The following is a 22,831-nucleotide window of genomic DNA, read 5'->3' as shown; positions in this document are numbered from 1 at the left end:
CTTTTTTTTTTTATACGGCTACCACCGTTATCTAAACTGCTTTTGTGGTCGGCTGGTTCTTTTGTTTATACGCGCTTGGCGCGGGGGGGGGCGCCGGTCCTTCACCGGCGCCGCACCGTTCCGTCCGTCCGCCCCCGACCAGCAGGGAGAACCCCCGGTGAGCGAGGACCACTCCGCCTCCGCCGGCCCGTTCGCGACCACCGACGCGCTGTCCGGCCACCCGCTGTTCGCCCGGCTGGCCCGGATCGGCCAGCGGCTGCGCGAGGCGGACCGCGCGCACCCGTGGGTGCTGGACGCCGCCGTGCTCGCCGTGGTGTTCCTGATGTTCGGCCTGCCCGACCTGTTCCCCGGCCACGGGGACGCCGGCCACGGGGACACCGGGCCGCACGAGCACCGGCTCAACCTGGTCCGGCTGCCGCTGCCGTGGACGCTGCTCCTCCAGGCCGGCCTGGTGCTGCCGCTGCTGTGGCGCCGCCGCCGGCCCACGGTGGCCTTCGCGGTGATCATGGCGGTGTTCGTCCTGCAGTGGTCGCTGGGCGTGGGCCTGCGCGCCGACGCGGCCCTGCTGGTGGCGCTCTACAGCCTGGCCCTGCACGGCCGGCTGCGGCACCTGGCCTGGTCCTGCCTGCTGATGGTCGGGGCGATGGCGCTGGCCGCGGTCGAGGTCTCGGGCGGTGGACTGCCGGTCGGGGACGCCCTGTTCTTCCTGGTCAGCGCCGCCACCGCGGGCGTCGCCCTGGGCATCGCGGTGCGCATCCGCCGCGCCCAGCTGGCCGGGCTGCGCGAGCGGGCGGCCCGGCTGGAGATCGAGCGCGACCAGCGCAGCCGGCTGGCCACCGCCACCGAACGCACCCGGGTGGCCCGCGAGATGCACGACATCATCGGCCACAACCTGTCCGTGATCGTCACCCTGGCCGACGGCGGCGCCTACGCCGCCCAGACCCACCCCGAGCGCGGCCGGGAGGCGCTGCAACTGATCGGCGAGACCAGCCGCCAGGCGCTCGGCGAGCTGCGCCGGATGCTCGGCGTGCTGCGCGACCAGGCCGACCAGGCCGCCGAGTTCAACCCCCAGCCCGGCATCGCCGACGTGGACGGCCTGTGCGCCCGGATCCGCGCGGCCGGCCCCCAGGTGGTGTACACCGTCTCCGGCGACCCGGACCGGCTGGACCGCGGCGTCCAGCTGATGGCCTACCGGATCGTCCAGGAGGCCCTCACCAACACCCTCAAGCACGCCGGAGCGGACACCCGGGCGCACGTCACCCTGACCGTCGACGCCACCCGGCTGCGGGTGCGCGTCCAGGACGCCGGCCCGCCCGGCGGCACCCGCCCGCCGACGCGACCGGACGGCGAGGGCCACGGCCTGGCCGGGATGCGCGAACGCGCCGCCCTGTACGGCGGGAGCGTCACGGCGGGCCCCGGCCCTGGGGCAGGATGGACCGTGGAGGCCGTCCTGGACCTCACCCCCGACCCGACAGGCGGCCACCCGTGACCACCGTCCTCATCGTGGACGACCAGCCACTGCAGCGCTACGGCTTCCGAATGCTGCTGGAGAGCCAGCCCGACACCGAGGTGGTCGGCGAGGCCGCGCACGGCGCCGAGGCCGTCCGGCTCGCCGCCGACCTGCGGCCCGACGTCGTCCTGATGGACATCCGGATGCCCGGCATGGACGGCATCGAGGCCACCCGCCGGATCGTCGCCGGGGGCGGGCGCTCGCGCATCCTGGTCCTCACCACCTTCGACCTGGACGAGTACGCGCACGCCGCGCTGCGCGCCGGGGCCAGCGGCTTCCTGCTCAAGGATGCGCGGCCGGAGGAACTGCTCGCCGGGATCCGCGCCGTCGCCGAGGGCGACGCCGTGGTGGCCCCGGCGATCACCCGGCGGCTGCTCGACGCCTACGCCCACCACCTGCCGGTCCGCCCGGTCGGCGCGGCGCCCGTCGAGGACCCGCGGCTGGAGGCGCTGACCGAGCGCGAGCGGGAGATCCTGGTGGCCATCGCCCAGGGCTGGACGAACAACGAGATCGCCCAGCGGCTGGTGCTGGCCGAATCGACCGTCAAGACGCACGTCAGCCGGGTGCTGGCGAAGATCGGCGCCCGGGACCGGGTGCAGGCCGTGATCTTCGCCTACGACCGCGGGCTGACCCGGCCCAATCCGCCGATCACCACCTGATCCGGCGGAGGCGGCTACACCTGGCTGTTGGGGGAGTCCTGCGGCGCCCGGCCGGGGTGCGGGACGGAGCCCGGCAGGCCGTGGCCGGTGCGGTCGTCGGTGTGCCAGGACTGCGACTGGAAGGCGAGGAACACCGCCGTCCAGCGGTTCTCGTCCGGCAGGTGGATCAGCAGGGCGCCGTCCTGGTACACCCCGTCGTCCCCGCGGAACTGGCCGCTGTTGCCCTGGTTCATGTGCACGTCGTGCACGCCGTTGCCGGGCAGGAAGCCGAACACCTTGTCGGGGACGCCGGGTTCGGGCCCGAAGCGCTGGCCGAACACGTACAGGGCGGCGTTCGGGTCGGCGATGGCGTGCTGCACGTAGTGGTCGAGCAGGTCGGCGAGGTCGTTGTCCGGGCCGGGGAGGTCGGGCGGCAGCACGTGCATCGCCGCGTGGTCGAACAGCTTGCCGCGGACGAAGTCCAGACTCGCCGTGCCCGGGCGGGAGTCCAGCGCCGTCCAGCCGCTGCCGGCGGCCGGGAGGAGGGCGGTCACCGGGTGCCGGAAGTTCTCGTCGGCGAAGTAGAGCAGGTTCGAAGGGGCTTGCTGGGAGAGCACGTTGACGGCCGCGCGGTAGTCGGTGCCGGCGGCGTCGCGCAGGTGGATCTGGTAGTGCGGGGTGCCGGTGGCGCCCTCGCGGCGGCGGTCGACGGCGGTGGCGGCGAGCACGCCGTACTGGGCGATGGGCATGGGCGGTTCCTCGGATGGGGTCGGCCAGGAGCCCCTCCGTTATCGCCCACGCGCCGGGTGCGGGGCCGGGGAATCGGCGAATGTTCACCTTCCGTCCCCCGGAGGGGTAGCCACGGCACCGAACGTTGACGAGTCCGCGGACCGAGGGGTCAGGCCGGGTGGACCGGCGCCGGGGTCGCTGCCTCCGGGGCGGGGCGGGCCCGGCCGCGCAGCAGTTCGGCGGTGAGGAAGGCCGTCACGGCGGAGACGATCAGCAGCGGCATCGCGTTCGCCGCCTGCCCGCCCAGCAGCATCGTGGCAAGCACGGTACTGGTCACCGGCAGCCTGGTCACGGCCGCGCCGGAGGCGGCCAGCCCGGCGGCCAGCGCCGGTGCGGTGCCCAGGCCCGGCAGCGGCGCGCAGGCCACACCGAGGGCGGCGCCGATCAGGACGGCGGGGAAGATCGGCCCGCCGCGCAGGCTGCCCAGCGCGATGCCCCAGCCGAGCGTCTTGCACAGCACCAGCGCCAGCAGCGCGCCGATCGGCCAGGCCGCCGGGTCGGCCGCGAGTGCGCCCAGGGTGGCCTGGCCGGAGAGCGCGGCCTCCTCCGGCGAGCGGCCGGTGAGCAGCGCGTACGCGGTGAGGCAGGCGCCGACCGCGACAGCGCAGCCGACCGTGCGGACGGCGGTGCGCAGCGCCGTCCGCGGGGCGGTCGTGGTGTCCGTGAAGGCCTTGACCCGTCGGCCCAGCGTCTGCCCGGCCACGCAGACCAGCGTGACCGCGACCGCCAGCGGCACCCCCCACAGGAAGTCCCCGGGGTCGGGGGTGCCGGTCGCGGGCACGTGCGGCAGTGAGAGCGCGCCGATCGACAGGCCGGTCCAGTGCCCGAAGCCGGTGAACACCAGGGCGCCGACGCCGCTGGCGAGCAGGCAGGGCAGGACCAGCGCGACCAGCTGGGGGCCGCCGAGCCCGGCCGCCTCGATCATCATCACCGCGGCCACCAGCGGGCTGCCGAAGATCGTCGAGATCGCCGCCGCGGCCCCGGCTGTGCCCAGCACCGGGACGACCCGCGGGTTCCGGGCCCGGGCGGGCGCCCGGACGGCGAGCAGCGCGAGCCCGCCGCCCAGCGCCATCAGCGGCGCCTCCGGGCCGAGCACCGCACCGAGCGGCAGGCCGACGAGCGCGGCCAGCACCACTCCCGGCACGTCCCGGGGCAGGCTGGGCGCGCCGCCGAGCCCGTCCACCGGCACGTGGCCGCCGCGCCCGGGCAGCCGGGTGACGATCGGGGCGAGCAGCAGCCCGGCCAGCGCCAGCGCGGGCAGCGGCCACCACCAGGGCGCCCGGTCGAAGCCGGCGGCGTCCGGCAGGCTCTCCCAGATCCAGTGCTGGAGTTCGTGCTCCAGGCCGACGAACCCGAAGGCGACCAGCGAGATCGGGACGCCGACCAGCACCGCGACCAGCAGCAGCCCGAGGTAGCCGCGGTGCAGCAGCACCTCGCGCAGGGTGGGGCCGCCGCCCTGCCGCGGGGGCGTGTCCGGCGGCTCGGGCTCCGGCATGACCGCTCCTTCGGGTAGCTCATGGTGCTGGCCCCCGCCCTGCGACCGAGTCTCGCCGGGGCCCGCCCGCCCCGCACGGCGTGCCGCCCGTACGGGCGCCGCACACGGGAGCGGGCACCCGCCGCGGTGGCGGCGGGTGCCCGGGGCGGGCTGCGGGTCAGCAGCCGTAGGAGATCTCGCGGAAGTCGGCGTAGTGGTCGGCGGTGTAGTAGACCCGCTTGGAGACCGTGTCGCGGACGATGCGCTCGGCGTCCCGGTGGGTGTTGGCGGTGGGGCGGGGGTTGACGTCGTACTCGTGGTAGGTGGTGGCCTGCGGCAGATCGCCGCTGCGGTTGCCGTACGGGTTGCCGCCGCGGATGAACTCGCCGTCCGGGAGGCGGTAGGTGATGGGCTGCGGGGTGGCCGGCCACTCCAGCTGGCGCCAGATGTCGCAGGCCCGGGCTACCTGCGGCGGGAAGGCTTCGAGCGGCAGCGGCGGCTGGAGGAGCGCGGCCGGGGCCCGGGCGGCCGTGACGGCGTGCGCGGGCACGGCGGCCGGGGCGAGGCCGACGGTGAGCAGCAGGGCGAGGGCGGTCTTGGCGAGGCGGGCGGTCACAGGTTCTTCTCCAATGCCGTCAGGTAGTTGCGCATGAAGTGGTCGCGGACGCCTTCGCCGGTGGGCTCGAAGGCGGCGGAGGTCAAGCCCTTGGCCCGGTTGGCGAGGCCGGAGAGCAGGCCGCTGGCGCCCTCGTGGACCGTCCCGGTCGAGTCGATGAAGCGCAGGGCGCCGACGTGGGTGAAGGCCGGCTCGGGCGGCAGCTGGGGGACGATGTCGTTGTTGTTGACGAAGCGGTAGTTCCGGCCCTGGAAGGCCCGGTCGTACGCGGCGGTGAGCAGCCGGTCGCAGGTGCGGGGCTGGCCGAAGGTGTACACGCCGTCGGCCGTCAGCCGGGGGTCCTCCAGGTGGAGGCGGGCGGCGGCGAGCATGGCGAGGGCGCCGCCGAGGCTGTGGCCGGTGAGCCAGACGCTCTGCCCGTCGGTGCGGAGTTCGGTGAGGGTCTTGAGGACGTCCGGGAAGACCGAGTCCAGGGCCTCGGCGAAGCCGTAGTGGACGTAGCCGGTGCCGGCGGGGCCCGGCCAGGGCGGGGTGGTGGAGTCGGTGAGCCAGTCGCGGAGCTCCTTGGGCTCGGTGCCGCGGAAGGCGACCACGATCATCCGGTCGCTCGCCATGGTGTAGGCCTGGGTGTCCTGGAGCGGGAACGGCGGGGTGAACCGGGTGTCGTGGTGGCGCACGGTGTCGAAGCCCCAGTCCCGGGCCTGCCGGTCGACGGTGGCGTCGTTCTGGTAGGCGAGGTCCGAGGCCCTGGCCAGCCAGTAGGCGTGGGCGAGGCTGTAGCCGGTCGCGCTCTGGTCGAAGGTGGTGGGGACGGGCACGAAGGGGGCCGCCTTTCGATGGGGGGCGTCCCTCGTTGGTAGCGGAACCGCCCGCCGACGGCCGGGCGACGGGCCCGGGAGTCGTTCCAACAGAGCAGGGGCGGCGCACGAACCGGTCCGTAGGTAGACGGGTCAGCTGATTGCTTCATGGGATTTGCGGCTGGTGGTGGCCGGTGCGCTAGTTGGTGGCGTCGGCGGCCTCGTCGAGGCACCGGACGAACTCCACCATCGAGCAAAGGGACTTGAGACCATGAAGCTCGCCGCCCGTGCAGGGCGACGGCGTGGCCAGCATCTACTGGTACACCGGCTTCCCGAACTGCAACCCGACCGCCGCCGACCCGGCGAAGAAGCTGTTCCAGATCTACGGCGACGTCCAGATGCAGCCGGTCTACCAGGACGGCAGCCACGGCCCGCTGAGCAAGCTCAACGCCTACCAGGCCGACCGCTGAGCCCGTGCCCCGCCGGCCCCCGGAGCCGCAGGCCGGCGCCGGGGGCCGAACCGCGTACGGTGCTTGGGAGGGAACGGATTCGTTCACTAACATTGGCGGTAGGCCTGGTGAACAGGGAGTCCCCGGAAGGTGTGCAGCGATGTCCGCTGAAGTCCGAACCGCCGAGGGCGGGACCGTGCACGCGGCCGGCACCCCGGTCCGTCGGCGCGGGGAGGCGCTGGAGAGCGCCATCTACGGGGCGGCCCTCCAGCAGCTCACCACCGACGGCTACGCCCGGCTGACCATGGAGGGCGTGGCCGCCGCGGCGCAGACCGGCAAGGCCGCCCTCTACCGGCGGTGGTCCTCCAAGGAGGAGCTGGTGATGGACGCCCTGCGGGCCGCCCTGCCGCCGGCCCGGCCGGCCCCGGACACCGGGAGCCTGCGCGGGGACCTCCTGGAGGTGGTGGCCGGGCTGCGCGCCGCGATGTTCAGCGACCTGGGCGCCGCCGTCCGCGCCATCATGAGCGAGATCGACCACCAGCGGGCCCGGGTCTTCCTGGAGCTGGTGCAGGAGCGGGTGGTCGACCCGACCACAGCGCTGATCGCCGAGGTGCTCGACCGGGGCACCGCCCGGGGCGAGGTCCGCCCCGGGGCGGTCAGCCCGCTGGTCACCGACGTGGTGCCGGCGCTGATGCTCTACCGGATCAAGCTGTGCGGCGGGGGCGCCGTGGAACTGGACCCGGCGGAGATCGTCGACGAGGTGCTGCTGCCGATCGTCCGCCGGTGACCGCCGACGTGCCTCAGGCCCCGCTGTGGCGCAGCATGTCCTCGCGCTCGACGACCTTGACGCGCTCGCGGTCCTCGGCCTGCCCGAGCTCCCGCTCGTGGGCGTCGAGCTGCTTCCAGCCGTCCCAGGTGGTGTAGCGGACACTGCGGGCGCGCAGGTGCTCCTCGATCGCCGCCGGGTCGGGCTCGGTGGCGCCGGGCAGCCGGCCGGTGGCGTGGTCCTCCAGCAGGCAGGCGACGGTCTCGTTGGCGTCGCCCTTGGTGTGGCCGATCAGGCCGACCGGGCCGCGCTTGATCCAGCCGGTGACGTAGACGGCGGTGACGTGCGAGCCGTCGCCGTCCAGGACGCGGCCGGCCTGGTGCGGGACGGTGCCGGAGACCGGGTCGAAGGGCAGCTTGGGCAGCTCGTCGGAGTAGTAGCCGACGGCGCGGTAGACCGACTGGACGTCCCAGTCGGTGTGCCGGCCGGTGCCGCGCACGTTGCCGGTGCCGTCGAGCTCGGTGCGCTCGGTGCGCAGGCCGACGACCTTGCCGTCCTCGCCGAGGACCTCGACCGGGGACTCGAAGAAGTGCAGGTAGACCCGGTGGGGGCGGTCGCCGACGTCGCGGATCGCCCAGTTCTCGACGGTGGCGGCGACCAGGTCGACGTGCTTGACGGCGCGGCGCTCGGCGATCGAGCCCTCGTCGTACTCGATGTCCTCGGGGTTGACAATGACCTCGATGGTGGGCGAGTGGTCCAGCTCGCGCAGCTCCATCGGGCTGAACTTGGCCTGGGCCGGGCCGCGGCGGCCGAAGACGTGGACCTCGACGGCGCGGTTGCCCTTGAGGCCCTCGTACACGTTCGGGGGGATCTCGGTGGGCAGCAGCTCGTCGGCGGTCTTGGCGAGGATTCGGGCGACGTCCAGGGCGACGTTGCCGACGCCGAGGACGGCGACCTTCTCGGCCTCCAGCGGCCAGGTGCGCGGCACGTCCGGGTGGCCGTCGTACCAGGAGACGAAGTCCGCGGCGCCGTAGGAGCCGTCCAGGTCGATGCCCGGGAGGTCGAGCGAGCGGTCCGCCATCGCGCCGGTGGAGAAGACCACGGCGTCGTAGTGGCGGTGCAGGTCGTCCAGGGTGAGGTCGGTCGGGTAGTCGACGTTGCCGAACAGGCGGACCTGGGGCTTGTCGAGGACCTGGTGCAGGGCGGTGACGATGCCCTTGATCCGCGGGTGGTCGGGGGCCACGCCGTAGCGGATCAGGCCGAACGGGGCCGGCATCCGTTCGAACAGGTCGATCGAGACGCCGGGCGCCTTCGCGGCGTCGGACTTGAGCAGGGCGTCGGCGGCGTAGATCCCGGCGGGGCCGGCTCCGACGATGGCGACTCGGATCGAGCGGGTCATGCGGGTGAATCCTCCGGGTGGACGGAGCGGGCCGAATGGTCTGGACCCTTGCAGCCAACCCGCTGGCCGCGCGGAGGTGTAGGCGGTGTCGATCTATGACCTCATAGAGCCAAGTTATGGCCGGCCCGGGAACTTTCCGGGCCGGCCGGACGTCAGCTGCCGTCGACCGGAGCGGCGGGTTCGGCGTCGCGTGCCTGCGTGGGGACGGCGGGTGCGGGGGCCGGTGGGGCCCCCTCGGCGAGCCGGTTCGCGGAGGCCTCGAAGAACCGCAGCATCTCCACCGGGAACGGCAGCACCAGCGTCGAGTTCTTCTCCGCCGCCACCTCGACCACCGTCTGCAGCATGCGCAGTTGGAGGGCCGCCGGCGTCGCGGACATCGTGGCCGCCGCCTCGGCGAGCTTGGCGGCGGCCTGGAACTCGCCGTCCGCGGTGATGATACGGGCCCGGCGCTCGCGGTCCGCCTCGGCCTGGCGGGCCATCGAGCGCTTCATCGAGTCGGGCAGGCTGACGTCCTTGATCTCCACCCGGTCGATGTGCACGCCCCAGCCCGACGCGGGGCTCTCCAGCATGACCTCCAGGTCGTGGTGGAGGTTCTCCCGGCCGGACAGCAGGTCGTCCAGCTCGCTCTTGCCGATGATCGAGCGCAGCGAGGTCTGGGCGACCTGCAGCATGGCGAAGTTGTAGTTCTGCACGTCCACGGTGGCCCTGATCGGCTCGATCACGCGGAAGTACAGCACCGCGTCGACGCTCACCGACACGTTGTCCTTGGTGATGCCCTCCTGGGTGGGCACCGGCATGGTGACCACCTGGACGTTCACCTTGCGCATCTTGTCGAGCACCGGGATCAGCAGCGTCAGGCCCGGCTCGCGGACCGTCCCGCGCACCCGGCCGAGCCGGAACACCACACCGCGCTCGTACTGCTGGACCACCCGCACGCCGGTCGTCAACAAGAAGAGGACGACCACGGCGACGATCACGAGTGCTGCCACGCCAGTTCCACCTGCTCCCCGTCGCGGTGCGGCCGGGCCGGGTCCGGTGTGGCCCTGTCGCCGGGCGCTCGCCGCGCGCAGCACAGTATGCGCCCGGCCGGACGGCACGGTAAGGGCCGTGCAGGGATCTTGACGGTGAGTTGACGATCTGCGGTGGCGCCGGGAGAGGTGGTCCGTCCCCGTCCCCGTTCCCGCCCCCGGGGGCCCGGGGACGGGAACGGCGCGGGTGGCTCAGGCGCGGAAGGCGTCCGCGTGCTCGGCGGCGAACTCGGCGAAGGAGCGGGGCGGACGGCCGGTCAGCTTCTCGACGTCCGGGCTGACCGGCGAGGCCAGCCCGGCCGCGTACAGCCCGTACAGCTCGACCATGCCCTCGGCCCGCCACCGGTCCCAGCCCATGTTCAGCAGGCCGTCGAGGGCGACCTCCGGGGTGAGCGCGGCGTAGGCGACCGGGTGGCCCGCGGCGGCGGACAGCTGCTCGGCCACCTCGTCGTGGGTGAGCGCGGCCGGGCCGGTCAGGGTGTAGACCGCGCCCTCGTGGCCCTCGGTGGCCAGCACCTCGACGGCGGCCGCCGCGACGTCCCGGGCGTCCACGTACGCCACCGCGCCCTCGCCGCCCGGCACGGCCAGGTGGCCGGCCTTGACGGTCGGGGCCGTGCCGAGGAAGTTCTGGTGGAAGCCGTTCGGGCCGAGGACGGTCCACGGCAGGCCGGAGTCCTTGAGGTGGTCCAGGCCCGTGACGTGCGAGCCGACGAAGCGCACCCCCTCCGGCCGGTACTCGACGCCGGCGGCCGCGTGCAGCACGATCCGCGGCCGGCGGCCGGTGCGCACGGCGGCGTCGATCACGTTGCGCTCGTGCTGGGCCATCTCCGGATGCACGGCGACCAGCAGGTAGACGGTGTCGGCCCCGTCCAGGGCGGCGTCCAGCGAGGCCGGGTCGGTGAAGTCGGCGGCGACCCGCTCGACCCCCGCGTCCCACTCGGCCGGGCCCGCCGACCCGCCGCGCACCAGGGCCCGCACCGCCAGCCCGCGTTCGCGCAGTCCGACGACGACCCTCGAGCCGACCGTACCGGTGGCACCCGTCACGACGATCACGGATGTGTCTCCTTGCTTCCCCGTTGTTCCCCGTTGTCGCGAAGCGGACTTGAGTTCGCGTCAGGGGGATGATCGCAGGCGGCGGACGGGTGATCAAGGTCGGGGCCCCGCGGGCCCGCCCCGGGGTTCTCCGACACGCACGGGGCGCTGCCGTTCCTCGACTCGGGGTGGGCCGGACGCTTGGATGGATCCGGCCTGGTCACCGCCCGGACACCGGTCCGGGCACCCCCCTTGGCGAGCCGAGGAGCCACCACCGTGAACGACACTCCCGATCCCGACCGCACCCCCGATCCCGACCGCACCCCCGATGCCGATCCCACCGCCGATCCCGACCCCGCCGTCGTGGCTCGCCGGATCGCCGAACGCCTCGGTCAACTCGGCCTCACCGAGGACGCCCTGGCCCAGCGGGCCGCGATGGCCCCGCAGTACCTGCGCCACCTGCTCGAAGCCGGACCCGCCTTCGACCCCGGCGGCTTCGTCCGGATCGCCGCCGCCCTCGGCCTCAGTCGGGAGGAGCTCGTGGCCGGCCGCGCGGACGCCCCGCCCGGCCACGAAGGGCCCGGCCCCCGACCCCGCCTGCTCGACCTCACCGACGCCGAGTGCTGGGAGCTGGTCGGCACCCACGGGATCGGCCGGATCGGCCTGCCGGTGCGCCCGGGCCCGGCGGTCTACCCCGTCAACTACGTGGTGGACCAGGCCTCCTTCGCCTACCGCACCGGTGAACGCACCGCCACCGCGCCGGAGTCGGGGGCACAGGTGTCCTTCCAGGTCGACCGCATCGACGAGTACCTGGGGCGCGGCTGGAGCGTGCTCGCCCTCGGCACGGCGCGGTACGTCGACGACCCGGCCGAACTGCAGCGCCTCGACGGGCTGCCCGGCGCGGCCCCCTGGGCCGGCGGCGACCGGCCCCGCTGGGTCCGGATCCGCCCGGCCGAGATCAGCGGCCGACGGCTCGTCACCGGGTGAGCGGACGCCCCCGTGCGGCCGTCCGGCAACTTTCCTACCGGCGCGGCGTGTTGGGGGTCGGCCGGTGCTGGACAGCCATGGTGGGCGGCCGCCGGGCGCTGGGGCATACTCCTCGGATGGACGCGACCCCGAAGGACACCTGGACCAACACCACCCACGACTGGGCGGCCGCCGTGGACGCTGAGCACCTCGCCGGGATCCGCGCGGGGGCGGGCGGCCTGGCACCGGGCGGAGTGGCGCACCTGGTGCTGGAGGTACTCGCCTACCCGGGCGACGAGGCGGCCGCGCGCGGCACCGGCCGGTGCGTGGTCACCCTGCACGCCGACGGCGCGGTCTCGGTCCGCGACGACGGCCGGGGCACCGACACCCGGGTCGACGAGCACGGCGAGGCGGTCAAGAAGCCGGTCATGGCGACCAAGGACCTGCGCTTCTTCGACGACCCCGGCGCGGAGCTGCTCCCGGACGGGCACCCGCGCCGGGGCATGTCGGTGGTCGCGGCGCTCAGCACCCGGCTGCTCCACACCAACCGCCGGCTCAACGGCGCCTGGACGCAGCGCTACGAGCACGGCCTCCCCGTCACCGGCCTCGACCCGATCGAGCCCGACGGCACCACCGGCACCTGCGTGACCTTCCACCCGGACGCCGCGTTGGTCCCGCAGGGCCTCCCGGACGCGGAGCGGCTGGCCCGGTGGGCGGCGCACTGGCCGGCCCTGGAGGTCCGGGTCGAACACGGCCCGGCGGCGTCCCGTGCCAGCGGTCGGAGTGCCGAGGCCGCCTTGTAGCGATCCGTAGCTGGGGCTACGCTCACCGCCATGAAGCAGTTGAACGTCCGACTGGACGACGCCGTGCACGAGGCCCTGGAGCAGCGCGCGGAGGCCGCCGGGATGAGCCTGCCCGACTACGCGCGCAAGGTGCTGGCGGAGGAGGCGGACGAGCGGCGCGAGCGGTTCCTCACCGCCGCCGCCCACTTCGCCCAGGCCTGGGGGCCCGCGTTCGAGGAGGAGTTCGGGCCGTACCCGCGCAGCACCCGCGACGCCACGGCGGACGCCGCGTGATCCTGCGGATCGACCGGGTCTGGCTGCTCGACATCGCGCACCAGTTCCTGCCGAGCGACCCGGACGTCACCGACTACGGCACCCTGGCCGCCGCCGTGGCCCGGCACGCCGACGAGGTGATGGAGGTGCCGGTCTACGGCGCCGTGCACCAGCGGGCGGCCGCCCTGATGCACCAGCTGATCCGGGTCCCGGCGCTGGAGTCCGCCAACGAGCACTTCGCCGCCGTGGTGGCCGCCTCCTACCTGAGCGCCTCCGGCGTCATCGTCACGGCCGACTCCAAGCAGGCCGTCGAACTGGCCGCCCGGATCCGGGCCGGGAACGCCGACGTCCGGGAGACCGCGGCCAAGATCCGCACCTGGTACCACTGAGCCAGGGGAGTTCGGGGTGCCAGGGGAGCCCGGGGCCTTGGGACGGGCGTCGCCGGAATTCGACGGCGAACGACCGATTTGGGATCACGGTTCGGTGACCTTCCGCTCCTTGGCGCCCCCATGGTCCGGTCTTGGTGTTCGAGGGGCGATAGGTTTCCCCGGCGAACTTTCTTGATCACCACGGGGGATCCACCATTTCCACTCAGTCTGCCGAGCTGCCCGACGCCACCGGGCCCGCCGAAGCCACCGCGCCTGCTGCGCCTGCCGTTCCCGCTGCGCCCACGGAGACCGCCTCCGCCGTCCCGATTGAGGGGGCGGCGCCCGGTTACGGCGAGGGGCAGCTCACCTGCGCCGTCTGCGGCTCCGTCCCGGCCGTGAACGCCACGATCCGCGGGCACCAGGGCTTCATCGTCGTCCTGCGCTACCTCAAGCGCCGGGGCCCGTACTGCCGCGACTGCGGCATCGCCACGCACCGGGAGATGACCTCCGACAGCCTGTGGCAGGGCTGGTGGGGCATCCCGTCGATGATCATCAACCCGATCGTCATGCTGCTCAACATCCCGCAGCGCTCGAAGATCAACAAGCTCGCCGAGCCGCTGCCCGGCGGCCCCAGCACGCCGATGGACCCGGGCAAGCCGGTCTACCTGCGGCCCACGATCGTCGGGGTGCTCATCCCCGCCGTCCTGGCCACGCTGCTCTTCGTGCTCCTGAAGGACGACCCGGAGTTCGCCAAGGCCGGCGACTGCGTCCACAACAGCAACGTGATCGCCATCCCCGGTCTGGACGACAAGAACCCGGACCTCAAGGTGGTTCCCTGCTCCGACCCGCAGGCCGACGCCCGGGTCGTGGGCCGGGCGGACGACTCCAACGACGGTGAGACGGAGTGCCGGAAGTACCCCGACGCCGACAGCTACTTCACCTACAAGCACGGCAGCGACAAGTACCTGCTGTGCCTCAAGAGCCTCAAGCCGAGGCCGCAGTTCACCTTCGCGCCGTAGGCCCCGCTACGGGCCGTCACCAGTGGGAGAAGTGCCGGCGGTACTCGCCGGGGGTGACGCGCAGGGTGCGCCGGAAGCTGCGGTGCAGGGTCTCGACGGTGCCGAAGCCGCAGGAGTGGGCGACGGCGTCGAGGGTCGCGGCGGTGCTCTCCAGCAGTCGTCTGGCAGCCTCGATCCGGACGCTCTCCACGTACGCGGCGGGCGTGCGGCCGGTCTCCGCGCGGAAGACCCGGGTGAAGTTCCGCTCGCTCATCGCGGCCCGGGCGGCCAGGGCGGGGACGCCCAGGTCGCCGTCGGGGTGGTCGGAGATCCAGTCGAGGACCTCCCGCAGCGGGGCCCGCTCCGGCCGCTGGGCCGCCAGCTGGGCACTGAACTGCGCCTGCCCGCCCGGGCGTTGGACGAACATCACCAGCTGACGGGCGATCGCGCGGGACACCTCCGGGCCGTGGTCGGCCTCCGTCATGGCGAGCGCGAGGTCCATGCTCGCGGTGATCCCGGCCGAGGTCCACAGCTCGCCGTCGCGCACGAAGATCGGATCCGGGTCCACGGTGGCCAGCGGGTACTGGTCGGCCAGATCGGTGCAGCGCGACCAGTGGGTGACCGCGCGCCGCCCGTCCAGCAGCCCGGCGGCGCCGAGCAGGAACGCCCCGGTGCAGACCGAGGCGGTCCGGCGCGCGTGGCGGGCGGTGCGGGCGAACCAGTCGACGAAGCGGCGGTCCTCGCAGGCCTGCTGCACGCCCGCCCCGCCGACCGCCACGAGGGTGTCCACAGGGGCGTGGGCACCGCCGTGCGCGCGGTGCTCGGCGCGTCGGTCGAACTCGTCGATCGTCAGGGTCGGGGAGACGGCGAGTCCGCCGCTGGAGGGCAACGGGCCGGGCGTCGCGGCCACCGTCTCGATGACGACGCCGCCGGTCAGGCGCCCGGCGTGGGTGAAGACCTCGTGGGGGCCGGTCAGGTCGAGGATCTGGAACTCGGGGAAGACCGCGAAGACGATGCGTGGACTGCTCACCCCTCCAGCTTGGCCGTACGGCCCGATGGCAGCAAGGACACGAAGGTGACGATTTCCGCCACGCGGGGGGTGCGACGTGCGGGCGGGCCCTCCGCGTGGCGGCCCTGCCGCACACCGGACCGTCCCTCAGCGGGCCAGGTCCAGCGCGCGGTTCAGGTTGTACTCGGCGATGGCCGCCATCGCCGCCCGGTCGGGGAAGTCCCCGTCGAGCAGCCGGAGCGGGCCCGCGGTCAGCGAGAGCCGCTGCGCCAGCAGGTAGAGGGCGAGCCTGTGTTCGTCCAGCCCGGCCGGTTCCAGTGGCCGGTAGTCCTCGTGCAGCCGGATCCGCAGGAAGACGTGCTCCCACTCGACGTCGAAGTACATCGTGCCCTCGATGTCGATCACCACGGGCTGTCCGGCCGGGTCGACCAGGACATGGTCGGGCCCCAACTCACCGTGCACCACAGCATGTTCAGCGCGTGGCCGGACGGCCTCGGCCAGCGCCGACAGCCGCGCCGCCAGCTGGTCACGGGCCTGCGCCACGCGGGGATCGCGCGCGGCCGCCTCGGCGAGGTCCCGCCGGGCGCGGGTGAGGACGACCTCCTCGCAGGACCTCCCGTGCGAGCGGCCGCCCTCGTCGACCACCGCCACCTTGCCGTAGCCGGGCGCGCGGTGGCCGCGCATCGCCTACAGCGCCTCGCCGAGCCGGGCCAGCACCGGCGCCGCGGCCCGCCGGTCGCGAGCGAGCAGGGCTTCCAGGCTCTCGCCCCGGACGTCCTCGACCCCGCCCAGGGCGGCCTGCCCCGCGCTCGCCAACTGCGTTTGTACCGCTTCCGTTTCGATCGCCATGTCAGCGGGGCCGTCGGTGGAGGACGTCGGCGAGGGCGGTGGTCACCAGCTGGTGGACGGTCTCCAGGGCGGGTGGGCCGGGGTCCCGGTCCGCGAAGAGGAGGTGGCCGCCGCCGACGAGGGAGAGGGTGAGCGAGTCGATGTCGGCGTCGGCCGCGATGCGGCCCGCCGCGCGTTCCTCCGTCAGGTAGGCGGAGACCGCCGTGGCGACCTGGGAGAGGATCGCGATGCCGCCGCCCGGCATGGCCTGCCGCAGGCGTGCGCGCAGCTCGTCCCGGAAGGTGATGAGCGGGATGATCGCCACCGGGACCGGGCCGAACAGGCTGGTCAGCGCGGTGGTGAGGTTGTCGGCCACGGTGCCGGTGCCGACGGAGTCGCGCAGGGCCCGGGCGTGGGCTTCGAGCTGCGCGGCCCGGTCGATCACCAGTTCGGTGAGGAAGGCGTCGAAGTCGGCGAAGTGCCGGTGCAGCACACCCTTGGCGCAGGCCGCCTCGTCGGTGACGGCCCGGCTGGTGAGCCCGTTCGGGCCGTCCCGCAGCAGGATGCGTTCGGCGGCGTCGAACAGCTGCTGGCGCGCGTCGCGCAGGTGTACCCCGGTCGGCACGTGCGGACCCCCTCCGGTGCCAGAAGTCTGGCGGTCGCTTGGCATGTGGGCGCTTGCCCACTACGGTGGGCGCATGCCCACTTTACCGCACGGACAGCAAGGGCGCCCGGAACAGGCGCAGTTGGCGGCGTCGGTGCAACCCCACCGGGCTCGGCAGGTGGCCGAGTCCTTCGGAGCGGAGGCGCAGCGCTACGACCGGGCCCGCCCTCCGTACCCCGACGAACTGGTGGCGCGCATCGTCGCGGGGAGCCCCGGGCCCGATGTGCCCGACGTGGTCGATGTGCTCGACGTCGGCTGCGGCACCGGCATCGCGGCCCGTCAGTTGCAGGCCGCCGGCTGCGCCGTGCTCGGGATCGACCCGGACCCGCGGATGGCCGCCCTGGCGCGGGCCCGCGGCCTGCGGGTCGAGGTGGCGACCTTCGAGGACTGGGAGCCGGCCGGTCGGACCTTCGATGCCGTGGTCGTCGGCCAGGCGTGGCACTGGGTCGACCCGGCCGTCGACGCGGCGAAGGCGGCCCGGCTGCTGCGCCCGAAGGGCCGCCTGACGATCTTCGGCCACGTCTTCGAGCCGCCGGCCGAGGTGGCCGAGCCGTTCGCCGCGGCCTTCCGGCGGGTGGTGCCCGACTCCCCCTTCGGCGACCGGCCGGCCCGGCGTCCGCTGGAGCTGTACCGCGCGGGGTACGCGAGGACCGCCGACGACATCCGCGCGACCGGGCGGTTCGCCGAACCGGAGCAGTGGAGCTTCGCCTGGGAGCGGTCCTACACACGCGACCAGTGGTTGGACCTGCTCCCCACCACCGGCGGCCTCACCGGGCTCCGACCCGCCCCGCTGGCCGAGGTCCTGGACGCGGTCGGCGCGGCCGTCGACGCCCTGGGCGGCCGCTTCACCATGCCCTACACCACCCTGGCGACCAGCGCCGCCCTCCGTACCGACGCGCCCTGATCCGCCCGGGGCACCGAATGGTCGACGGGGTAGGTGAGTTGACTTCCATTCAGCGTGAGAGCACCCGGAGTCGAAGCCGACAGAGGTTCACGTCCCCTGAGGTCAGGGGTGATCGGTCCGCCGTACCCAGTAGCGCCAGCCGGCCTCGATCTGGCTGGACGGCCAGACGGACGCGTCCTTCTCCAGACTCTCCCGGTGGCCGGTCCAGTGACGCGGGCCGCCCGCCGCGCGAGCGGTGAGCTGGAGGCCGCAGGCCCGTTCCAGCAGTACGGCGTACATCACCGCGTGGGCGACGTCCCGGCCGACGGTGAGCAGGCCGTGCTGCGGCATCAGACAGGCCCGGGCGGCACCGAGGTCGGCGGCCAGGGCCCGGCCCAGCTCCGCGGTGCGGACCAGGTCGGCGGTCGCGCCGAAACGCGGCAGGCCGTGCTCGGCGAAGGGCACCCCGTCGTGGCTCAGTGGCCGCAAGGGCTCGCCCAGCGAGGAGAAGGCGTTGACGGTGCCCGAGTGGGTGTGCAGCGAGACGTGCACGTCCGGGCGGGCCTTCAGCACCTCGGTGTGGATCGGGTACTCCAGGTGCACCCGACCGCCGCCGTCGAGCCGCTCGCCGCCCGCGAGTCGCTCGCCGTCCCAGGAGACCAGCAGCACCCGGTCCCGGTCGATCTCCTCCAGGCCCCAGCCCGAGGCCTTCATCCACACCCCGCGCCCGTCCGGATCGCGGACCGCCAGGTGCCCCCAGACCATGTCCCCGTGCCCCGCCTCGGCGAGCACCCGGCTGCCGAGCGCGGCCAGGGCGGCCGCCTCCTCGCCGGTTCGGGGGGTGACGGTGTCCATGGCGGCTCCCGGGGAGTGTGGTGGGGCGGAGAACGTCGGGGTGGGTGTCAGCCGCAGGGCCGGTCGTAGGGGGTGCCGGGGAAGTACTGCTTCCACTGGGCCTCGGTGATGGTGGCGCCCGCGACGTCGCAGAGGTGGCGGGTGAGGCGGTCGATGTCGGGGTCGAGGATGGTGACCCGGCTCGGGTCGTTGTCCCCGGCGGCTTGGCTGATCAGGAGGCTCCTGCCGTCGGGGCTGAACCCGAGGGCGGGGACGTAGTGCTTGGGGGCCTGCACGGCGATCTCGGTCGGGGCGTGCGGGTCGGCGACCTCCCAGAGGTGGATCTGCCCGCCGTTGAGGAGGGTGTCCCGTTCGGCCAGGGCCCTGCTGATGAGCAGCCGGTTGTCCGGGCTGAACTCGAGGTTGAACTGCTTCTGGGCGACGAGGGAGCCGGCCCGCTGCGGGTGGTGGACGTCGCTGACGTCCCACAGGTCGACGGTGCTGTCGTTCGACACCGCGAGGGTGCGCCCGTCGTGGCTGAACGCGAAGTCGGTGACGGGCGCTTCCGGGAGGGCGCCGTGCTCGGGGTGCCGGGGGTCGGCGAGGTCCCAGAGCTGGATGGTCTTGGGGTTGGAGCCGGGGATCTTGGCCAGGGCGATCGCGAGCCGGTTCTGGGCCTCGTCCGCCTGGGCCACGTTGGTGTCGAGGTCGATCGGCGGGGCGGCCGTCGGATGCGCGGGGTCGCCGAGGTCCCAGACGCTGATCCGGTGGCTGTTCATCCGGTCCAGGGAGACCAGCTTGCGGTTGACGAGGTGGAGCTGGCCGGGCGGCTGGGGGGAGGGGAAGGTGGAGAGCTCCTTCGGGGCGCTCGCGTCGGAGGCGTCCCACACGTGGATCCGGCCGTCGCGGCCGTTGGCCACGACCAGTCCGTTCCGGGCGTCCAGGTCCGTCATGAAGTCGGAGAGCACACCGGTGTGGTCCAGGGGTTCGGAGAGCGCGTTGAGCGTGCCGCCCCGGCGGGGGTGGTCCGGGTCGGAGACGTCCCACAGGAGGGGGGCCGCGACGTCGCTGTAGGTGAGCAGGGTGTGGTCGTCGACGGCGCGGACCGTCCCCCCGTTCAGACCCGTCAGCGTCCCGGCCTGCCGGGTGTCGTAGGGGCCGTCGGTCCGCCACAGGCGGTACTGCCGGGCGCCGTCGGTACTGCGCCCGGGCGGTGGGTCGAAGGCCCAGGCGAGGGTTCGGCCGTCCTGGGTGAAGTTCCCGTAGGCGCCGGTGTCGGACAGCACGGTGGCCGGTGCCGGGTGCCAGCGCCGGAGGGTCGTGCCGGCGCTGAGCAGGGACGAGCCGCGGTCGTCGAGCGCGACCGCGTACACGGTCTCCGAGGTGGGGTAGTCGACGACGCCGACCGGGGAGTGCGGGTCGCGGAGGTCCACCGTCTCGGCGTGGCCGGTGAAGTACTCGTCCGAACGGGAGGAGCCGAACGCCAGGGTCCGGCCGTCCGGGGCGAAGACCAGGGCCGCCACGGTCTGCTGGGAGTCGATCGCCACCGGGGCCGAGGTGTCGTAGGAGGCCTGGTTGACGGGGGCGGGCTTGGCCGGGTCGGTGGTGTCCCACAGGCCCACGCCCCGGCCGTTCCTGCCGAGGGCCAACAACGGTGCCCGGGGGCTGAACGCCAGGCCGAGTCCGTGGCTGTCGGCGATGCTGCCGGTGAGCGCGGGTTTGGACGGGTCGGCGACGTTCCACAGCTGGACGGTGGTCGAGTCCTCGGACTCGCCGTGCAGGAGCGCGAGCAGCCGGCCGTCCGAGCTGAACGCGCCGGACTGCGGCGTACCGGTGGCGGTGGGCAGGGCAGCGGACCGGACGGGGTGCCGCGGGTCGGTGAGGTCCCAGAGCGAGGAACCGGTCTGGCCGAGCACGGCCAGCCGGTGCCCGTCCGGGCTGAGGGCGAGCGCGCCGGAGCTGTCGGGCAGGAGGGCGAGGGCCTCCGGACGGGTGGGGTCGGTCACGTTCCACAGGCGCACCGACGTGTCCGTGTCCTCGGCCGCGAGCAGCCGGCCGTCCGGGCTCAGCGCGAGGCCCGGGTGGTTGGTGTTGGTCGGCGTGGTCGAGAGGGACTTCGTCTCGCGGGGGTCCGAGAGGTCCCAGAGCCGGACGCTCCGGTCGCTGCCCGTACTGGCCAGCAGGTGCCGTTCGGCACTGTGGGCGAGGTTCCGTACGGTGCCGGTGGGTTCGGCGACCGGCGTGGAGTACGGTGCCAGCGCCGAGTCGAACAGGCTGCCGCGCGCCTCCGGGGTGTCCGCGATGTGCCGTGCGGACAGGGCGAGTTGGAGTGCCAAGGTCGGATCGGTGGTCCGGATCCGGCCGGCCGCCTGGGCCCCCACCTTGGAGGCGAGGAGGTCCCGCTGCTCATGGGCGATCCGGTTCTGCCAGGCCGCCGTGCCGACCCCGGCGACCGCCACCGTCAACAGCACGGCCAGCACGCCGGACAGGGCGCGCAGCCGGGTGGTGCGGCGTCGTTCGGCGCGGCGTTCGGCGGCCTGCCGGGCCTGCCCGGCGGCGACGAACTCCCGCGCCACGGGGGTGGTCCCGTGCCGCTGGGCCGACTCCTCGACCCACTGCACGGCGGCGGCCAACCGGACGCCCCGGTACAGGGCTCCTTCGTCGCGCCCGTCCCGCTCCCAGGCGTCCGCCGCGTCGTGCAGCCGCTGGCGCAGCTGCAGGCCGGCCCGGTCGTGCTCGATCCAGTCCCGCAGCTGCTGCCAGGCGCGCAGCACCGCCTCGTGGGCGAGTTCGGCGTGGCCGTCGTCGGCGACGACCAGCCGGGCCCCGACGAGCGCGCGGAGGGCGGCCTGTGCGGCCGGGTCCGCGTCGAGGCCGAGCTCGGCGAGCGGGACCCGGCGGCGGGTGTCCTCGGCGCCGTCGACCACGTGCACCATGCGCAGCAGGAGCTGCCGGGCGGCCCGGCGACCGTCGGTGTCCAGGGCGTCGTAGGTGGCCTGCGCGGTCTGGGCGACCGCGCCCCAGATGCCGCCCGAGGCCTGGTAGCCCGCCAGGGTGAGCACCCGGCCCGCGCGCTTCTGCCAGGTGGCCAGCAGCGCGTACGACAGCAGGGGCAGCGCGGCCCCGGGCCCGCGCGGGCGGTCGCCGCCGGTGCGCAGGTCGCGCAGCAGCAGGTCGACCAGGCCGGGTTCCAGGCTCAGTCCGGCGAGCAGCGCGGGCTTCTCGACGGCGTCGCGCAGTTCGCCGGTCCGCATCGGGCCGACCAGCACCTGGCCGTCCTGCAGCGCCTCCGCCAGTGCCGGGTACGCCGCGCAGTGGCCGTAGAAGTCGGCGCGCAGCCCCAGTAGCACCACCGCCCGGGGGAAGGCGTCCGGCTCCGGGCCCCGGGTGCAGGCGGCGGACAGGGCCGCGACGAAGACCTCCCGCTCGCGCTCGTCGGTGCAGGCGGTGAACAGCTCCTCGAACTGGTCCACCACCAGGACGGGCCGGGTCCCGTCGGCGGGCAGCCGGGCGAGGACCGACTCCGGCGCGGCCATCAGCTCGGCGCGGATCGCCTCGGGATCGCGGTGGCGGGGCCCGTCCGGTTCACCCGGTTCACCCGGTTCACCCAGTTCGGCCAGTTCGGCCAGTTCGGACAGGGCGTGGGCGAGCCGTGTCACCGGCCGCTCGCCCGGGGTCAGCACCACGCGCGGCCAGCGCCAGGCCTGGAGCGCCCCGGGCAGCCCGTGGTCGAGCGCGGGCAGCAACCCGGCGCGCAGCAGCGAGGACTTCCCGGCGCCGGACGGGCCGACCACCATCAGCGGTCCGCCCCCGGCGAGCCGCGTGGCGACGCGGGAGACCAGCCGCTCGGTCAGCTCCTCGCGGCCGAAGAAGTACGGGGCGTCCTCCGCGCCGTACGCGGCCAGGCCCCGGTACGGGCAGGCGCCGGGGTGGGGCTCGGGCGGGTGGGGACCGACCGGCGGGTCGTAGGCCGGATTGGGCGCCAGGACCAGCTCGCCGGCCCGCCCCTCGGCCTGGCGGCGCGGCGCCGGGAAGCCCCGGTCGCGGAGCGTGCGGGACAGGGCCCGGTGGACGTCGTCCAGGGTCAGCTGCGGCGGGCCGACCGGGTCGCCCTCGCACAGCAGGCGCAGCAGCTCGCCGCTGAACGCGGTGTACGCCGCGCCGAGCGGGGCGAGGGCGAGCTCCTCCGGAGCGGCGGAGGCCAGGACGAAGCCGCCGCCGGGGTGGGCGGCCTCGAAGGCACGGCCCGCCCGGCCGACGGGCGCGGCTCGGCCGGAGAAGCAGCAGTCCAGGACCAGCACGACCGAGCGGGCCCGGGAGCCGGCCAGCGTGCGGCGCAGGGTGGCGTAGCGCAGCCCCTTGTAGGCGAGGCCGCGGGTGAGGTGCTCGGTGACGCGGGTCGCCAGGTACAGCTCGTTGTCGTCGTCGACCAGGCCGTGGCCGACGTAGTACACGAGCAGCACGGAGTCCGCCGACTCCGCGGCGGCGGTGAGCGCCTCGCCGAGCACAACGGGGTCCTCCGGGTCGAGCACGGTCCGGACGTGCTCGGGGGCGAGGCCGCAGTGCTCGACCAGCGCCCGCGCGACGGCGTGCACGGTGGCGGCCGCGGCCGGGACGTCGGGCAGGACGGAACCGGGGACGTGGGTGCCGGTCCCGATGACCAGGGCCCGGGCACCGGGGAGGCCCAGGGGCAGTCCGCCGCCGCTCACCGCCTTGTCGGGCATCTCC

The 22,831-nt window shown here is 74.3% G+C and carries 21 protein-coding genes and 1 pseudogene; 10 read left to right on the top strand and 12 right to left on the bottom strand.

Annotated elements, in window-relative coordinates:
• Positions 1-157 precede the first annotated feature (157 nt).
• Both ACFXOZ_RS09750 and ACFXOZ_RS09745 read left to right on the top strand, forming a co-directional pair.
• Positions 158-1,489 carry a histidine kinase gene (locus tag ACFXOZ_RS09750; RefSeq protein WP_380588940.1) on the top strand — a complete coding sequence of 444 codons (1,332 nt, stop codon included), beginning with the start codon at positions 158-160 and terminating at the stop codon, positions 1,487-1,489.
• On the top strand, positions 1,486-2,169 hold the full coding sequence (locus ACFXOZ_RS09745) for a response regulator (RefSeq protein ID WP_380588937.1): 684 nt from the start codon (positions 1,486-1,488) through the stop codon (positions 2,167-2,169). The genes ACFXOZ_RS09750 and ACFXOZ_RS09745 overlap by 4 nt, the downstream gene beginning before the upstream one ends.
• 14 nt (positions 2,170-2,183) lie before the next feature.
• On the opposite strand, the gene ACFXOZ_RS09740 is transcribed toward ACFXOZ_RS09745, so the two are convergent.
• The 4 genes from ACFXOZ_RS09740 to ACFXOZ_RS09725 form a co-directional block, all read right to left on the bottom strand.
• On the bottom strand, positions 2,184-2,897 hold the full coding sequence (locus ACFXOZ_RS09740) for a DUF2278 family protein (RefSeq protein ID WP_380588934.1): 714 nt from the start codon (positions 2,895-2,897) through the stop codon (positions 2,184-2,186).
• A gap of 149 nt (positions 2,898-3,046) precedes the next feature.
• Complete coding sequence (locus ACFXOZ_RS09735) at positions 3,047-4,432, bottom strand: chloride channel protein (RefSeq protein WP_380588931.1); 1,386 nt, start codon at positions 4,430-4,432, stop codon at positions 3,047-3,049.
• 157 nt (positions 4,433-4,589) lie between these two features.
• Complete coding sequence (locus ACFXOZ_RS09730; RefSeq protein WP_380588928.1) at positions 4,590-5,027, bottom strand: ribonuclease domain-containing protein; 438 nt, start codon at positions 5,025-5,027, stop codon at positions 4,590-4,592.
• Complete coding sequence (locus ACFXOZ_RS09725; RefSeq protein ID WP_380588925.1) at positions 5,024-5,845, bottom strand: lipase family protein; 822 nt, start codon at positions 5,843-5,845, stop codon at positions 5,024-5,026. Before ACFXOZ_RS09725 ends, ACFXOZ_RS09730 begins: the two co-directional genes overlap by 4 nt.
• Before the next feature lie 281 nt (positions 5,846-6,126).
• Between ACFXOZ_RS09725 and ACFXOZ_RS09720 the strand changes: the two genes are divergently transcribed.
• Positions 6,127-6,294, top strand: a complete 168-nt coding sequence (locus tag ACFXOZ_RS09720; protein WP_380588922.1) for a hypothetical protein — start codon at positions 6,127-6,129, stop codon at positions 6,292-6,294.
• A gap of 139 nt (positions 6,295-6,433) precedes the next feature.
• A complete protein-coding gene (locus ACFXOZ_RS09715; RefSeq protein ID WP_380399971.1) occupies positions 6,434-7,060 on the top strand; it encodes a TetR-like C-terminal domain-containing protein in 627 nt (208 codons plus the stop codon).
• 13 nt (positions 7,061-7,073) lie between these two features.
• On the opposite strand, the gene ACFXOZ_RS09710 is transcribed toward ACFXOZ_RS09715, so the two are convergent.
• The 3 genes from ACFXOZ_RS09710 to ACFXOZ_RS09700 form a co-directional block, all read right to left on the bottom strand.
• Positions 7,074-8,438, bottom strand: a complete 1,365-nt coding sequence (locus ACFXOZ_RS09710) for an FAD-dependent oxidoreductase (protein WP_380588919.1) — start codon at positions 8,436-8,438, stop codon at positions 7,074-7,076.
• 152 nt (positions 8,439-8,590) lie between these two features.
• A complete protein-coding gene (locus ACFXOZ_RS09705) occupies positions 8,591-9,427 on the bottom strand; it encodes a slipin family protein (protein WP_380522248.1) in 837 nt (278 codons plus the stop codon).
• A gap of 231 nt (positions 9,428-9,658) precedes the next feature.
• Positions 9,659-10,519: an NAD(P)H-binding protein gene (locus ACFXOZ_RS09700; RefSeq protein WP_380588916.1), complete on the bottom strand. Its 861-nt coding sequence runs from the start codon at positions 10,517-10,519 to the stop codon at positions 9,659-9,661.
• Between the two features lie 255 nt (positions 10,520-10,774).
• Between ACFXOZ_RS09700 and ACFXOZ_RS09695 the strand changes: the two genes are divergently transcribed.
• The 5 genes from ACFXOZ_RS09695 (at position 10,775) to ACFXOZ_RS09675 (ending at position 13,906) form a co-directional block, all read left to right on the top strand.
• Positions 10,775-11,485 (top strand): helix-turn-helix domain-containing protein, encoded by a 711-nt coding sequence (locus tag ACFXOZ_RS09695; RefSeq protein ID WP_380522244.1) that lies wholly within the window; start codon positions 10,775-10,777, stop codon positions 11,483-11,485.
• A gap of 116 nt (positions 11,486-11,601) precedes the next feature.
• Positions 11,602-12,267: an ATP-binding protein gene (locus ACFXOZ_RS09690; protein WP_380522242.1), complete on the top strand. Its 666-nt coding sequence runs from the start codon at positions 11,602-11,604 to the stop codon at positions 12,265-12,267.
• 30 nt (positions 12,268-12,297) lie between these two features.
• Positions 12,298-12,540, top strand: coding sequence for a plasmid mobilization protein (locus ACFXOZ_RS09685; RefSeq protein ID WP_350508867.1), 243 nt, complete (start codon positions 12,298-12,300; stop codon positions 12,538-12,540).
• Positions 12,537-12,908, top strand: a complete 372-nt coding sequence (locus tag ACFXOZ_RS09680) for a fic family toxin-antitoxin system, toxin component (protein WP_380399960.1) — start codon at positions 12,537-12,539, stop codon at positions 12,906-12,908. Before ACFXOZ_RS09685 ends, ACFXOZ_RS09680 begins: the two co-directional genes overlap by 4 nt.
• 374 nt (positions 12,909-13,282) lie before the next feature.
• Positions 13,283-13,906 (top strand): hypothetical protein, encoded by a 624-nt coding sequence (locus ACFXOZ_RS09675; protein WP_380588913.1) that lies wholly within the window; start codon positions 13,283-13,285, stop codon positions 13,904-13,906.
• 16 nt (positions 13,907-13,922) lie between these two features.
• Here the strand turns inward: ACFXOZ_RS09675 and ACFXOZ_RS09670 are convergent, their stop codons facing one another.
• The 3 genes and pseudogenes from ACFXOZ_RS09670 to ACFXOZ_RS09660 form a co-directional block, all read right to left on the bottom strand.
• Positions 13,923-14,915 carry a GlxA family transcriptional regulator gene (locus tag ACFXOZ_RS09670; protein ID WP_380588910.1) on the bottom strand — a complete coding sequence of 331 codons (993 nt, stop codon included), beginning with the start codon at positions 14,913-14,915 and terminating at the stop codon, positions 13,923-13,925.
• A gap of 126 nt (positions 14,916-15,041) precedes the next feature.
• A pseudogene (locus tag ACFXOZ_RS09665) lies at positions 15,042-15,686 on the bottom strand (phosphotransferase); the annotation flags it as partial.
• Positions 15,687-15,744: 58 nt separating this feature from the next.
• On the bottom strand, positions 15,745-16,347 hold the full coding sequence (locus ACFXOZ_RS09660) for a TetR family transcriptional regulator (protein ID WP_380588907.1): 603 nt from the start codon (positions 16,345-16,347) through the stop codon (positions 15,745-15,747).
• Positions 16,348-16,420: 73 nt separating this feature from the next.
• Between ACFXOZ_RS09660 and ACFXOZ_RS09655 the strand changes: the two genes are divergently transcribed.
• The gene (locus tag ACFXOZ_RS09655) at positions 16,421-17,290 is read left to right on the top strand and encodes a class I SAM-dependent methyltransferase (protein WP_380588904.1); all 870 of its coding nucleotides are present in this window, start codon (positions 16,421-16,423) and stop codon (positions 17,288-17,290) included.
• Positions 17,291-17,392: 102 nt separating this feature from the next.
• On the opposite strand, the gene ACFXOZ_RS09650 is transcribed toward ACFXOZ_RS09655, so the two are convergent.
• Together ACFXOZ_RS09650 and ACFXOZ_RS09645 are read right to left on the bottom strand one after the other, a co-directional pair.
• Positions 17,393-18,124, bottom strand: a complete 732-nt coding sequence (locus ACFXOZ_RS09650; protein WP_380522231.1) for a class II aldolase/adducin family protein — start codon at positions 18,122-18,124, stop codon at positions 17,393-17,395.
• Between the two features lie 47 nt (positions 18,125-18,171).
• The gene (locus tag ACFXOZ_RS09645; protein ID WP_380588901.1) at positions 18,172-22,827 is read right to left on the bottom strand and encodes an AAA family ATPase; all 4,656 of its coding nucleotides are present in this window, start codon (positions 22,825-22,827) and stop codon (positions 18,172-18,174) included.
• Between the last annotated feature and the right edge of the window lie 4 nt (positions 22,828-22,831).

The organism is Kitasatospora sp. NPDC059160 (assembly GCF_042755465.1).
GTDB lineage: Bacteria > Actinomycetota > Actinomycetes > Streptomycetales > Streptomycetaceae > Kitasatospora.
This window is presented reverse-complemented; position numbering and strand designations above follow the sequence as displayed.

Excerpts from the sequence above, each read along its gene's own strand:
- ACFXOZ_RS09650 (WP_380522231.1), bottom strand. The coding sequence starts at position 18,124 with ATGGACACCGTCACCCCCCGAACCGGCGAGGAGGCGGCCGCCCTGGCC.
- ACFXOZ_RS09710 (WP_380588919.1), bottom strand. The coding sequence starts at position 8,438 with ATGACCCGCTCGATCCGAGTCGCCATCGTCGGAGCCGGCCCCGCCGGG.
- ACFXOZ_RS09690 (WP_380522242.1), top strand. The coding sequence starts at position 11,602 with ATGGACGCGACCCCGAAGGACACCTGGACCAACACCACCCACGACTGG.
- ACFXOZ_RS09715 (WP_380399971.1), top strand. The coding sequence starts at position 6,434 with ATGTCCGCTGAAGTCCGAACCGCCGAGGGCGGGACCGTGCACGCGGCC.
- ACFXOZ_RS09685 (WP_350508867.1), top strand. The coding sequence starts at position 12,298 with ATGAAGCAGTTGAACGTCCGACTGGACGACGCCGTGCACGAGGCCCTG.
- ACFXOZ_RS09735 (WP_380588931.1), bottom strand. The coding sequence starts at position 4,432 with ATGCCGGAGCCCGAGCCGCCGGACACGCCCCCGCGGCAGGGCGGCGGC.
- ACFXOZ_RS09740 (WP_380588934.1), bottom strand. The coding sequence starts at position 2,897 with ATGCCCATCGCCCAGTACGGCGTGCTCGCCGCCACCGCCGTCGACCGC.
- ACFXOZ_RS09645 (WP_380588901.1), bottom strand. The coding sequence starts at position 22,827 with ATGCCCGACAAGGCGGTGAGCGGCGGCGGACTGCCCCTGGGCCTCCCC.
- ACFXOZ_RS09655 (WP_380588904.1), top strand. The coding sequence starts at position 16,421 with ATGCCCACTTTACCGCACGGACAGCAAGGGCGCCCGGAACAGGCGCAG.